The organism is uncultured Salinisphaera sp. (assembly GCF_964012375.1).
Taxonomy (GTDB): domain Bacteria; phylum Pseudomonadota; class Gammaproteobacteria; order Nevskiales; family Salinisphaeraceae; genus Salinisphaera.
The window spans coordinates 1-12980 of sequence record NZ_CAXGSH010000101.1 but is presented as its reverse complement, the minus strand read 5'-3'; the positions used below and the strand labels follow the sequence as shown (position 1 = coordinate 12980).

Here is a 12980-nt window from a genome sequence, read left to right as displayed (position 1 = left end):
CGCCGTCGAAATGCACGATGAATCGTTCAGCCACGAAAACATACCCCCGGAATCGTGGACCGTGACCCATGCGGCGACCCCAGGCGATGACGGGCCCCGCGGGTGACGATCCGCGGCCAGTCTACCTGAATCGACAGCGCTTTTAACGTCTGCAGACCGTGGATGGCCGGGGCCCGGGTCGCGCCCGCCCGGCCTGCCGGGAGCTGGCCGCGCACAGGCCTGCCCATGCGGTCTCGTCGCGGCGCGGGATCAATCGACATTGGTGCTGTGGCGCACGGTACGAACGGCGCCGTTGTCACCGCGCTCGAGCACGCTGAAGAACTGGACCTGGGCACGATCGACCGTGATCTGGCCGCTGGCGAGGAAATAGTGGGTCATGACGTCCAGGCGATTGGCGTCGATCTCCAGCCCGGCCAGGGCTGGATCCTGCAGAAAGGCATCGACTGATTTCCACGGCTCGTCGGCGCGGGATTTCAGCAGTGCCTCGCCGGTGTTTGGCGGCAGTTCCGGGACGATGGTGGCAAGCACGGGCGCCGGCGCGGTATTCACGTTGATGGGCGTGACCTGCGGCAGCGCGGTGATATACGGTTCCAGCGCGGCATAGATCGCGGGGGTGACGCCCTTGACCAGGCGCAGCTCGCTGGCGCTGGCGCTGGCCATGAGCGTGTTCGCGGTTCGATAGGCCGGTGTCAGGCCCAGGTAATAATCGTCTTCGGCGCCGTCCGGCAGCGTCGGGTTGATATCGGCGTCGATCCAGTCGCGGGTGGCGGCGGCGATAGTACGCGCGGTGACCTGATCGGTATCGGCGACCAGCTCGATGAGCCGCTGGAATTGCTCTTGTGCCGCTTCGGTGTCCGAGCCGTTGAGGTTATTGAGGTTGAAACGGCCCTGTAGATCGATGATACGGCCCTGCAGCGCGCCGCCGTCCAGCGGCAGATAATCCACCGGCTGCGCCCAGGCTTCTTCGAGGCTGTCGATATCGCTGTTCTGGGCATCCTGACGCAGCAGCTTGCCCAGCCAGTTCTCGATACCCACCGCATACCACCAGGCCTGCTCGGACTGCCAGATATTACCGCTGCGATGCAGGGCGAGGTTCATCTGCGAGAGCATGCCGGCACCGATAATCCCGACCAGGGCGACGATGAGCATCGCGGTGAGCAGGGCCACGCCGCCCTGGTTGTGCCGATGCACGATCGTCATTTCTCGGCTCCGGGCACCATGAACAGCAGGCGCAGGTCGCCCCAGGTCGGGGTGGTTACCCGCAGTTCGATCGCCAGCGGCGGATCATAGCTGGCGGCGATGGTGCCGGCCGGGGTCTGGAGCGCGGACGTGGCTGCGCCGATCGAGCTATTCGCCGGCCAGCGGTCCTGCCATTCGCGGTCGCTGTCGAGAAAACGCCACTCCAGGTTGGATACGTCCTCGAGCAGCACCGACTCGACCGGCGCGCTGTCCTGGGCTCGATCGAGCACCCGCCAGTGCACGCGTACGAGGTTGTTGTCTTCGTCGATCCGATAGGCCACGCGCTGGAGGTTGCTGCGGATATCGCCGAGCGGGTTGCGCCAGCCGTTGCGGGTGAACTGCAGGCCGATATCCGGGCTGCCGTAGAGCGCGGGTTCGCTATCGCCGAAGCTGTCGCGAATCGGCCGGTTGACGATCTGTTCGAGGTCGTTGCGCATGCGCCAGACCGCCATCTGCAGCGTCTTGCTGCGATCGAGCGCGGCGGTCACGGTTTCCCGGGTCGAAATCACCGACGATAGTCCGCCGTACGCCATGGCCGCCATCACCACGAAAACGGCGATCGCGATCAGCAGCTCGATCAGCGTAAAGCCGCGCTGTCTTGCCGGCATCGCCATCAGAAGTTGGACCCGTAATCGCGGGCGCTATCGGCGTCGCCCTCTGTCGCGCTGTCGTCTGCGTTGGCCGGCGCGTTCTGGAGTGCGACGTGCTGGGTGACGAAACCGCTGAGCAGGGCGGTCGAGTCGGTTTCCGGTTCGCCGCTGTAGGGGTCTATACGGAATACGCGAACATCGATACGGCGTACGTCGGGATCGGGCGATTCCTGAATTTCGGCTTCCCAGTGCCAGTTGGTATCGCCCATATCGGTGTCGCCGTCTTCCGTGCCGGTGCCGGGCCACTGTTCGGCGATCTGGTATTGCACCAGCTGATTGCGGGCCACCCACTGGGCGACCGTGCGGTCGTGAATATAGCGGGCGTAGTCGGCATAACGGGCGCCGCCGGAAATGAACGCGCCCAGCGCCAGCGCGATGATGGCGGTCGCCACCAGCACTTCGACCAGCGTGAAGCCGTGTTCGCGTTTCATCGCGGCCCGTCGACCCGATTCATTTCGAGCGTGCCGCCCGCTTCGCCGGTGATGCGGTAGCGATAGTCCACGTCGTTGGCGTAGAGCTCGAGTTCGAACGGCACGAACTCGCCGCTGGACAGCAATACCGCCTCGGGGCGTACGAGATCTTCCTCTTCTTCATCCTCGTCGGCGCGTACCAGGCGTGGGCGGTCATCGCCGCGATCCACTAGCACCAGCACGATGGCGTCGCCCAGCTCGCGTGGACGCAGCGGCGTGTCCGGCGCGTTCAGCGGCTGCCAGCCGTCGTCACCCAGGCGCAGGAAGCGGTAACCACCGCGGGTGATATCCAGGCCGATCTCTCGGCCGTATAGAATCGCATCGTCGGCCGCGGTCTGCAGCAGGGCATTGAGCCGATCGGCTTCGGTATCGAGCCGGTCGGCCGGGCCGGTCGGGTTGATCGACAGCGACACGAAAGCCAGCACCACGCCGATGATCAGGGAAACGACGAGCACCTCGATGAGCGTGAAGCCGCGCTGTTGACCCCGTGCCGGCACCTGCAAAATAACCTAGCGCTAGCTGTCCAGCGCCCAGTTGCCGATATCGGCGTCCGAATCCTCGCCGCCGGGACGGCCGTCGCGCCCGAGCGTGTAGACGTCGATCTCGCCGTGTTCGCCGGGGTTGCGATAGTGATAGACGTTGCCCCAGGGGTCGGTCGGAATACGGTCAAGATAGCCGCCGGACTTCCAGTTGCGCGGTTCGGGCTGGGTGGTCGGCTTGTCCACCAGCGCAGCCAGGCCCTGTTCCGTGGTGGGGTACTGGAAGTTGTCCAGGCGATAGAGTTTGAGCGCGGATTCCACCGCGCGAATGTCCTGGCGGGCCTTGGCCACGCGGGCTTCGTCCGGGCGCGAGATGATCTGCGGCACGACCAGCGCGGCGAGAATGCCCAGGATGACCACCACGACCATGATCTCGATGAGGGTGAAACCGCCCTGTGCGCGCGGCGTTGCGGCGTGAAGCCCTTGTCGTTTCATGTCGTTCTACTCCTCGGTGGCTATCGGTTCGGGTCGATGTATGAGTGTACGCGCGCCGCCCGGGCGCCCGTGCAACGCAGGCCGCGGGCTACTTGACCAGCTGGTTGAGGTTGAATACCGGCTGCAGGATCGCGAGCACGATAATCAGTACCAGGCCGCCCATGAGCAGGATCACGGCCGGGCCCAGTATGCCCATGACACCTTGCCGTAATGTTTCCACCTCGCGTTCCTGATGTTCGGCCGCGCGGCCGAGCATCATATCCAGCTCGCCGGAGATTTCGCCGTTGGCGATCATATGCAGGGTGATCGGCGGGAACAGCCGCTCGCGCCCGAGCGCGCGATGGATAGCATCGCCTTCACGCACCCGGGTGGAGGCGCGCTTGATGGCATCGCGCATGGGCAGGTTGGTTACCACATCGGCACCGATGGTCATGGCATCCAGCGCCGGCACGCCGCTGCGGGTGAGAATCGAAAGCGTGCGGGTGAAGCGGGCGGTGTTCACGCCGCGCACGAAGCGCCCGATCAGCGGTAGCTTGAGGATACGGGCCTGTACCGCGCGCTTGAACGCGGGCTGGCGCATGCCATAGATAAAGGCGGTGACGGCTGCCGCGATCAGCACGGCGAGCAGCCAGCCCCAGACGCGCAGAAAATCGCTCACCGATATCAGGCCGGTGGTCAGCGCCGGCAAGTCGGCGCCGACGCTGTCGAACACCTGCACCAGATCGGGGACGACGGTGGTCAGCAGCGCGATCACGATAGCGATCGCCACAATCGACAGAAACGCCGGATAGATCAGTGCAGCCATGACTTTCTGGCGCATCGACTGCTGGTCTTCGACATAGTCGGCCAGGCCGTTGAGCACTTCGTCGATCCGCCCGGACTGTTCGCCCGCGGCGGTGGTCGCGCGATAGAGCTCGTCGAAGCTGTTGGGAAACTCGCCCAGCGCGTCCGCCAGCGTATGGCCTTCCACGACCTGCGAACGCACGCCGACGATGATCTTGCGGACCTTGTCGCTGTCCGTCTGTTCGGCCACCGCCTTGAGGGCTTCTTCCATGGGCAGGCCGGCATGGGTGAGGGTGGCCAGCTGGCGGGTAAACAGCGACAGCTCGGTCACGCTGATGCCGCGCCGGAACGAAATGCTGCGCGAGCCGCCGCTCTTGCGGTCGGATACTTCGCTGACTTCGAGCGGGGTCAGCCCCTGTTCGCGCAGCTGGGCCCGAATGGCGCGCGCGGCGTCGCCTTCGAGAATGCCTTTCTTCTCCCGCCCGCGGGCGTCGAGTGCGGTGTATTCGTAGGCGCCCATCAGCCTTCACGCGTGACGCGCAGCACTTCCTCGAGAGTGGTGTTGCCGGCCAGTACGTTGGCCACGCCGTCCGCTCGGATGCTGGGCGTGCTCTGGCGGGCGTGTTTTTCCAGCTTCTGTTCCGAGGCCTGTTCGTGGATGAGGTTGCGCATTTCGTCGTCAACGACCACCAGCTCGTAGACGCCGGTACGTCCACGAAAACCCGACTGGTTGCAGGCATCGCAGCCGGCGGGCTTGTACAGCGTCGGCGGCGTGTTCGGATCTACCCCTAGCAGTTCGCATTCGCGCCGGTTGGCCTCGTAGGGCGCTCGACAGCTCTTGCAGAGCGTGCGCACCAGGCGCTGCGCCATGATGCCAATCAGGCTCGACGACAGCAGGAACGGCTCCACGCCCATGTCTCGCAGGCGGGCAATCGCGCCGACCGCCGTATTGGTATGCAGGGTGGAGAGCACCAGATGGCCGGTCAGCGAAGCCTGGACCGCGATTTCGGCGGTTTCCAGGTCGCGGATTTCGCCGATCATCACCACGTCTGGATCCTGGCGCAGAATTGCTCGCAGCCCGCGCGCGAAGCTCATGTCGACCTTGGAGTTGACCTGGGTCTGGCCGATGCCGTCGAGGTAGTACTCGATCGGATCTTCCACGGTCATGATGTTGCGGGTGCGATCGTTGATACGGGTGAGCCCGGCATAGAGCGTGGTGGTCTTGCCCGAGCCGGTCGGGCCGGTGACCAGCATGATGCCGTGCGGCTTGTGAATGAGTTCGTCGATCGCGCTGAGCGTATCCGCCGGCATGCCCAGCTGGGGCAGATCCAGCCGGCCCGCCTGCTTGTCGAGCAGACGCATCACCACGCGTTCGCCGTTGCCCGAAGGGATGGTGGAGACACGCACGTCCACGGGGCGACCGGCGATACGTACCGAAATACGCCCGTCCTGGGGCACGCGTTTTTCGGCGATATCGAGCTTGGCCATCACCTTCACGCGCGAAATCAGCCGCGGGGCGAGCTGGCGCGGCGGGTTGAGCACTTCGCGCAGGACGCCGTCCACGCGAAAGCGTACGGTCAGTCGCGCTTCGAACGGCTCGATATGAATATCCGACGCGTTTTCCTTGATCGCTTCGGTGAGCAGGGCGTTGATCAGACGGATGATCGGTGCGTCGTCCGAGGATTCCAGCAGGTCGGCCGGCTCGGACAGGGCACGCGCGGCATCGGTCAGGTCCATGTCCTCGTCCATGCCCTCGACGATCTGCATGGACTCGTTGGCCTTGCCTTCGTAGTCGTGCTGGAGCAGGGCATCGAACGAGCCGGCATCGACGCGTTCGATGGCCAGCGGACGTCGGCAATAGCGCCGGACTTCCGATAGCGCGGTCTGGTTTACGGGGCTGCGTACGGTCACCTGCACGGCGCCGTCGCGTTCGCCGGCGAGCATAATGCCGTGGCGCTTGGCAAACGCGAACGGCAGCCGGTCGATGCTGCCGGCGCCCGAGGCAGGCGCGGCATCGCGATCGTGTTCGACGATCGGTTCAAGGCTGAGCGTTTCCAGGCTGTCGCTCATGTTCGCTCCTGCCGGTTGCGGCTAGAACCTGTTAACGCGAAACAAACCGCGGCGCCGCGGCCGATGTTGTGCAGGACGATGCGCGGCGAGCGGGGCGTCGCTTTGCGACGGGAGCGAGTTGCAACGCCGGATGGTGCACAAATGGTCGGCGTCGCGACGGGTTGGGTCCAGAAATCCACCTTAAGGCCATGCTCGTCGTTCATTTGGGTCACCAAACATCTCTCCTCGCGCCTTGCCTGGCGAATTTCTGAAAGGCAACGCGGCGATTGACGTGAGTGTTAACAGCCCTAGAAATCGTCACCGCGGCGTTTTTCGCCGCCGCTATCGCGCTCGCTGTCGCGTACGCTGCTTTCATTACTGCTGACGCCGGAATCCCGCGAGAACGAGTCGCGATCGTCGTAGTCCTCGATCGGGGGCAGCTGCGGGCGCTGTTCTTCACCCATCAGCGGAATGCTGGTTTCGGCCTGCTGTTCCTGCAGCGAGCGAATATAGTTGTACTTCTTGCGGGTGAAGTAGTCGGCTTCGCCGCCGCCGCGCAGAATGGTCGGACGGATGAAGTTGAGCAGGTTGCGCTTGTTCTTCTGCACGGTGCGATTGGTGAACAGCGCCCCAAGGATCGGGATATCGCCGAGCACCGGCACTTTCTGTTCCGTCTCGACGACCTGATCGTCGATCAGGCCGCCGAGCACCAGAATCTGGCCGTTCTCGACTTCTACGGAGGTGGTGAGTGTGCGGTTATTGGTAATCAGGTCCACCGCCCCGGTCTGGCTCGAGCCCTGGGCGATGCTCGAAACTTCCTGGTCGATGGTCAGCTGGATGGTATCGCCCGCGCTGATCTGCGGGGTGAAGCCCAGCGTCAGGCCCACGTCCTTGCGTTCGATGGTCTGGAAGGGGTTGGTCAGGCCGTTGGTCGCGCCGCCGCCGGTGGTGCCGCTGGTGTAGTTGCCGGTCACGAACGGCACTTCCTGGCCGACCTTGATTTCGGCTTCCTCGTTATCGCGGGTGATTAGTGACGGCGTGGACAGCACGTTGGTGTTGGTATTGCCGGACAGGGCGTTCACGAGCACGGCAAAGCTGGTGCCGCTGTCGCTGATGCTGCCGATGCCCAGATTGATGCCCTGCTGGACGAGCTCCAGCGGCGTGCCGTCGAGTGCGAGCGAGGGCACAACGTTGAGCGTGTTCGAATCGAGAATACTCGCGGCAGCGGGCCCGCCGTCTTCGAAAACCGCGACGTTTACGCCGAGCTGGCGCGAACGCGAGAGCGTGACTTCCGCGATGATAGCTTCGACCAGCACCTGGCCGCGGCGGATATCCAGCTGATTAATGACCTGCTTGATCTCGCGCATCATATCCGCCGGCGCGGTCACAACCAGTGCATTGGACGCCGGCTCGGCGATTACGGTGACGCCGTTGGCGCTCGCGCCGCCGGCCGAGCGCGTGGCCGCGCTGCTACCGCTGGCCGAGGCCGGGTTGCTGGCACTGCTCGCCGTCGCACCGTTGCCGCTGGCGAAGTTCTGCAGGACGGGGGCCAGGGATTCGGCGTCGGCGTAGTCGAGATAGACGACCTGGGTGCCGCCGGTTTGTTCGGTGGCCGTGTCCAGATCGGCGATGATGGCACGCAGGCGCAGACGTTCCTTGCGCCCGCCGCTGATGATCACGCTGTTGGTGCGCTCGTCGGGGATCACGCTGAAATTCACCGCGGCCGCGTTGCCGCTGGAGCCGGCTTTGAGCTGGTCGATCACCCGAGCCACTTCCGGCGCGCTGGCATACTGCAGACGGATGGTTTCCACGTCCTGCAGGCCGTTGCGATCGATCTTGTTGACGATTTCGGCGATGCGCTGCGCGTTGGCCTCGCGGTCGGAAATGATCAGCGTATTCGAGGCCGAGTAGGCCGCCAGGTGGCCGTATTGGGGTACCAGCGGGCGCAGGATCGGCACCAGCTGATCGGCGGGCACGTTCGACACCGAGATCACGCGCGTGACGATATCTTCGCGGGTCGAGCCGCCGCTGCGCCCGAAGCCACCGTCCTGCTTGGCGTTGATCTGGGGGATGATCTTGGTGATCTCGCCGGACGGCACCGCCGCGAAGCCATGGACTTCCAACACCGACAGAAAGGTCTCGTAGAGTTCGGCCGGCGTCATCGGCTCGGTCGACAGGACGGTGACATCGCCCTTGACCCGCGGATCCACCACGAAATTGCGGCCGGTGACCTCACTCACTGTGGCGATCAGCGTTGTGATATCGGCGTTCTTGAGGTTGAGCGTGAACGCATCGCCCGAGCCCGTACTGGCCGACTGGGCCGCCGCACCCTGACTTACGGCAAGAAGCAGAAATGCCAATAGGCAGAACCGGCGCAGAACAATAGCTGTCATCTAGAAATTCACCGTAACGGTACGTTGCTGGCCATCGCGTTCGAGCGTTACGGACGCGCTGCTCGCCGACGCGAGGTTGCTCAACAGCTTGAGCGACGCGGCCGGGTTGTCGAGCGGCTGCCCGTTAACGGCGGTGACCAGTTCCCCCGATTTAAGGCCGGCCTTTTCAAAAAGCCCTCGGTCGGCCCCCGGATAGATCCGGTAGCCGACGAGGTTGCCGTTTTGTCGTTCCGGCTGCAAGCGAATGTAGCGCTGCGCGTTGGCCGGGTTTGCCAGGATCTGCTCGCGCACTTCACCGAGGTCGTCGGCCAGCTCGCTGGAGACGGCCTGGGTGCGTTGTACGCCGGTCATGTTACGGGCTTGTTTCACGCTTTCGAGCGTCAGCGTCTCGTAGCGGCCGCTGCGGTCCAGGATCACGCGATTGGCATAGATCGCATGCAGTTTCACGCCGTTGCCGATGTCGCCGCCCACCGCGTAGCTGTCCTGATCGTTGCGCCCGCTCTTTATGAGCGCCCGGGACCGGTTACCGTTGGCTTCGGAAATAATGCCGGTGAGCACCAGGTTCAGTCGTGTTTCCGGCGCGTCGATAATCTCGCGCTGCTCGGCCGCACGGTCGGTGACCGACTGCTCGCCGAACAGGTGGGCACTGGCGATCGTGTCCACATCCACCGCACTATCCTGTGCCGCGGCATCGGCACGCGTGGTGGTGGCAGGCATGAGCTCGTTTTCATCGGCCGGCCAGGCCAGCCAGAACAGGCGCGCCAGCGACAACGCGATGAGAATCACGAGCAGGATGTTGACGATTTCCGGCAGCCGGCCAAGCCAGCGCTGGGCGTCGCGTGAGAGTTCAACGGCCATGCGGGCAAGTCTACCCCAGCAGAAAGCGTCTGCGGTTGCGACGCTAAGAATTTCATGAGTGAACAAGCCAGTTTGCGCGACCGCGGGTGAAGGTTAGACTTGCCGGGTTGCCGCCTTCCCAGTTTCCTACGCATGTATCTGCGCTATTACGGCTTTGACGACTATCCGTTTTCGGTCACGCCGGATCCGGCGTTCCTGTACCTGAGTGCCAGCCACCGCGAGGCGCTCGGGCACCTGTTGTATGGCGCGGGCGAGCACAGCGGCTTCGTTGCGCTGATTGGCGAAGTGGGTACGGGCAAGACCACGCTCATTCGGGCACTGGTCGAAAACGACATGCCCGACCTCGATATCGCCCTGTGCTGGAACCCGCATCTGGAAGTGCGCGAGTTCGTTGCGACCATCTGCGACGAGCTGGGCGCACCCTACGACGCGCGCCGGGACACCTCGCTGAAGGATCTGGTCGATCGGCTCAACCAGCACCTGCTGGCCACCCATGCCAACAACCGCCGTACCGTGCTGGTCATCGACGAGGCCCAGAACCTCAGTCGCGGCGTGCTCGAACAGCTGCGCCTGCTCACGAATCTGGAAACACACAAGCACAAGCTGCTACGCATCATCCTGGTGGGCCAGCCCGAGCTTGAACAGCTGCTGGCGCGCCATGACCTGCGCCAGCTCTCCCAGCGCATCACCGCACGCTTCAAGCTCAAGCCGCTGGGCTACGCCGAGACGCGGGCTTACGTGCAGCATCGCCTGCGCCTGGCGGGCGGTTCCCAGCATATTTTTACCGGTACGGCGCTGGTCGCACTGCGCCAGGCCACCGGCGGGATTCCGCGGCTGATCAACATGGTTTGTGAGCGCGCGCTCATGGGCGGCTACGCGCACTCGCGTGCGCGCATCCGCGCACCGATGGTGCTGCGTGCAGCAGCCGAAACGCTACCGCGCGAGCGCGGTTCGCGCTGGCTACGCGTTGCCGTGCCGGCGCTGAGCCTGTCTGCGCTAGCGCTCGCCGGGGCGCTGGCCTGGTATCCGGGCATGGAGCTCGGCCGGGCGGCCGACTGGGTTCAGTCATCGCATCTGTCCCGGTCCGATTCGGCCCCGCAACAAGCGAACGCCGCAGCATCCAACGAGGCCGATCGTGAGGCCGAGCAGCGCGGTCACGGCGGCGACAGCTATCGGCCGGACGCCGAGACGCCGGCCCAGGCTGACGGCGAGGCCTCGCCATTGGTGGCGGCCGCAGAGCCGACCGATGCGCCCGCTGCTGCCGAGGACAGCCAGCCGAAGCCCGCGGACGAGGCCACCCAGCTCAGTAGCGATAGCGGCGGCGGTATGAGTGCCCGGGATGCGGCCGCGCTGGAAGGCGTGCCTACCGGCGATGCCACGATCACCCAGCTGCTAAGACTTTGGGGCGTATTCGGCGCCCAGGTGCGAAGCGGCTGTGCGAACCTGCGTATCGGCGATCTGCGCTGTCTGGCCGATAGCGGCGACTTCGCTATTATCAAGCGTTACAACCGGCCCGCACTGCTGACGATTCGGCGGGACGGGCGTACCCACAAGGTTCTGCTGAGCTCGCTCGAAGAGGGCGACGCGACGCTGGTTGGCGGTGACGGCACGCGGCGTATTTCCCAGGCCGCGCTGACGCAGCTATGGACCGGCGAATTCGAAGTGGTCTGGCGCGCCGACTCCGGGGTAGGCATGATTCAGCCCGGCGCGGTCGGCTCTGCGGTGGTCTGGCTGCGCAAGCGCCTGGATCGAATCGACGGCCAGAATCCGGAAACCCGGCTGGGGCCGGCTTCGCCGGTTTACGACGATGCGCTCGAACGTCGCCTGCGTGCCTTCCAGACCGCGAACGGCCTCAAGGTCGACGGCATCGCCGGCCCGCGGACGCAGATGATGCTGAACGGCGCGGTGCCGTCCCCGGGTTCGCCGGCGTTGACCCCGGTGGAACAGGAGTAGGCCGTGTCGTATCTTGTCGATGCGCTGAAGAAAGCCGAGCGCGAACGCCACGAAAACCAGCGCGCCGACCTGCGCTCACTCGCCGGGGGCGGTCCTGCGTCCGGCCACGGTGGTAGCGCGTTGCGCTGGCTGGTGGGGCTGCTCATCGCCTGCAACGCCGCGCTGCTGATCTATCTGTTCCTGCCGAGCGCGCTCTCCAGTGCGGTGACCGGAAGCGCGGCGCGCGTAGAAAATACGGGGGCTTCAGCGCCGGCGGTGGCAGTGGACAAGAACGAACCCGTGGCCAACGCCGACCGTGCTCGGCCACAGGCGAGCGTATCCACGAGCGCGCCGGACTCGACGTCCGACCCGACGCCGACGCCAACGCGGTCGCCGGATCCGGCCCCGGCGCCGGCGGTGACCACGCAGAGTGCGCCGAACACGCCCGTGCAGGACACCTCTTCGAGCCCGACGCTGCCGCCGGCCGACCCGCGGCCCGCCGACGACCGTTTCGATGGTTCCGCCCAGGCGTTAGCCGGCGAGAACGGTTCGGCGCGGCGCGGCCAGGTCACGTATTCGGCCACGCCGCTGGACGACGCATCGGATTACGTAGAGGATGAATCACGCGCCGCGCCGGTAAGCGACACGGCGCCGCCCGGGGCCCCCGATGTGTCGATCAACGGCCATTTGTACAGTTCCGTACCGGGCCGCAGCTTTATACTGGTGGGCGGCCAGCGCTACCACGAAGGCGAGCGCCTGGTGGCAGGCCCCGCGGTGGAGAGCATTGATGCCGGCGGTGCCACGCTCAACTACCGCGGCCAGCGCTACCACGTACGGGGACCCGGCTGATGAACACGACCCACTCAATTCGCAAAGTCGGTCTGGCAGCGGTGCTGCTTGTGGTTGCTGCCGTGTCGGCCACGCCTGCACGCGCTGACAGCCTGCGCTGTGGTGGTTCGCTGGTACAGAAGGGCGATCCGGCCGCGGCCGTGCGTTCGAACTGCGGCGAGCCCGATTTCGTCGACCCGTGGATCGGGGGTGTGGATATCGCCTACGGCGCGGTACCGAACATGGAAGCCTGGACCTACAACCGCGGTCCGGGGCGCTTGCTGCAGGTGCTGGTATTTCGCGATGGACGGCTCGATCGCATCCGCGAGGACGGCTACGGGTTTCGTGTGCCGGCGGGGTCGGGGGAATGCCAGCCGGCCGGCATCACCCGCGGCATGAGCAAATATCGGCTGTTGGTTGCCTGTGGCCAGCCGGCCCAGAAAAGCGGCGGCTATGTGCTGAGCACGCGCGGTTCGCAGGGCGTGCTCGACTACCGCCGTCGCGGCGTGGTGCCTGTCTATCGCGAGCAGTGGATATACAACTTCGGCAGCAGCCGATTGTTGCGCGAGGTCACGCTCGAAAACGCCGTGGTAGTCGAAACCGATACGCTCGATCGCGGCTACGATGACTAGCCGGTATGCGCCTGGCTCTACGCCGCGCCGAGCGTGCCCGAAGAGCTAAGGAACCCCGGATCTATTCATCTACGGTCGCGCCGGTGTCTTTTACGCGCGTCTGACAAGACGCCGCGCGCGCCGTTTGCTGAATGCAAATAAGCGAGCGGCAACGCCGCTCAGGCGCGCGCAA

Annotated in this window: 12 protein-coding genes; 3 read left to right on the top strand and 9 right to left on the bottom strand. The window is 65.2% G+C overall.

The genetic code is table 11. From position 1 onward, the window contains the following. Window positions 1-249: 249 nt before the first annotated feature. From gspK to gspC, 9 genes are all read right to left on the bottom strand, one after another. Window positions 250-1200 carry a type II secretion system minor pseudopilin GspK gene (gspK, locus tag ABNU97_RS15030; protein WP_348767492.1) on the bottom strand — a complete coding sequence of 317 codons (951 nt, stop codon included), beginning with the start codon at window positions 1198-1200 and terminating at the stop codon, window positions 250-252. After that, on the bottom strand, window positions 1197-1853 hold the full coding sequence (gspJ, locus tag ABNU97_RS15025) for a type II secretion system minor pseudopilin GspJ (protein ID WP_348767491.1): 657 nt from the start codon (window positions 1851-1853) through the stop codon (window positions 1197-1199). Before gspJ ends, gspK begins: the two co-directional genes overlap by 4 nt. Further along, on the bottom strand, window positions 1853-2320 hold the full coding sequence (gspI, locus tag ABNU97_RS15020) for a type II secretion system minor pseudopilin GspI (RefSeq protein ID WP_348767490.1): 468 nt from the start codon (window positions 2318-2320) through the stop codon (window positions 1853-1855). The genes gspJ and gspI overlap by 1 nt, the downstream gene beginning before the upstream one ends. Then, window positions 2317-2856: a type II secretion system minor pseudopilin GspH gene (gspH, locus tag ABNU97_RS15015; RefSeq protein ID WP_348767489.1), complete on the bottom strand. Its 540-nt coding sequence runs from the start codon at window positions 2854-2856 to the stop codon at window positions 2317-2319. The genes gspI and gspH overlap by 4 nt, the downstream gene beginning before the upstream one ends. Before the next feature lie 18 nt (window positions 2857-2874). Further along, on the bottom strand, window positions 2875-3333 hold the full coding sequence (gspG, locus tag ABNU97_RS15010; protein WP_348767488.1) for a type II secretion system major pseudopilin GspG: 459 nt from the start codon (window positions 3331-3333) through the stop codon (window positions 2875-2877). An 88-nt stretch (window positions 3334-3421) separates the two neighbouring features. Next, window positions 3422-4636 carry a type II secretion system inner membrane protein GspF gene (gene gspF / locus ABNU97_RS15005; protein WP_348767487.1) on the bottom strand — a complete coding sequence of 405 codons (1215 nt, stop codon included), beginning with the start codon at window positions 4634-4636 and terminating at the stop codon, window positions 3422-3424. After that, a complete protein-coding gene (gene gspE, locus ABNU97_RS15000) occupies window positions 4636-6186 on the bottom strand; it encodes a type II secretion system ATPase GspE (protein ID WP_348767486.1) in 1551 nt (516 codons plus the stop codon). The genes gspF and gspE overlap by 1 nt, the downstream gene beginning before the upstream one ends. A gap of 287 nt (window positions 6187-6473) precedes the next feature. Then, window positions 6474-8558, bottom strand: coding sequence for a type II secretion system secretin GspD (gene gspD, locus ABNU97_RS14995; RefSeq protein ID WP_348767485.1), 2085 nt, complete (start codon window positions 8556-8558; stop codon window positions 6474-6476). Then, complete coding sequence (gspC, locus tag ABNU97_RS14990; RefSeq protein WP_348767484.1) at window positions 8559-9416, bottom strand: type II secretion system protein GspC; 858 nt, start codon at window positions 9414-9416, stop codon at window positions 8559-8561. A gap of 132 nt (window positions 9417-9548) precedes the next feature. Between gspC and ABNU97_RS14985 the strand changes: the two genes are divergently transcribed. Genes ABNU97_RS14985 through ABNU97_RS14975 form a run of 3 tightly spaced genes read left to right on the top strand, consistent with a single transcriptional unit; the run spans window position 9549 to window position 12808 of the window. Continuing rightward, window positions 9549-11369: an AAA family ATPase gene (locus ABNU97_RS14985; RefSeq protein WP_348767483.1), complete on the top strand. Its 1821-nt coding sequence runs from the start codon at window positions 9549-9551 to the stop codon at window positions 11367-11369. A 3-nt stretch (window positions 11370-11372) separates the two neighbouring features. Next, complete coding sequence (locus tag ABNU97_RS14980) at window positions 11373-12197, top strand: general secretion pathway protein GspB (RefSeq protein WP_348767482.1); 825 nt, start codon at window positions 11373-11375, stop codon at window positions 12195-12197. Then, window positions 12197-12808: a DUF2845 domain-containing protein gene (locus ABNU97_RS14975; RefSeq protein WP_348767481.1), complete on the top strand. Its 612-nt coding sequence runs from the start codon at window positions 12197-12199 to the stop codon at window positions 12806-12808. Before ABNU97_RS14980 ends, ABNU97_RS14975 begins: the two co-directional genes overlap by 1 nt. Window positions 12809-12980: the final 172 nt, after the last annotated feature.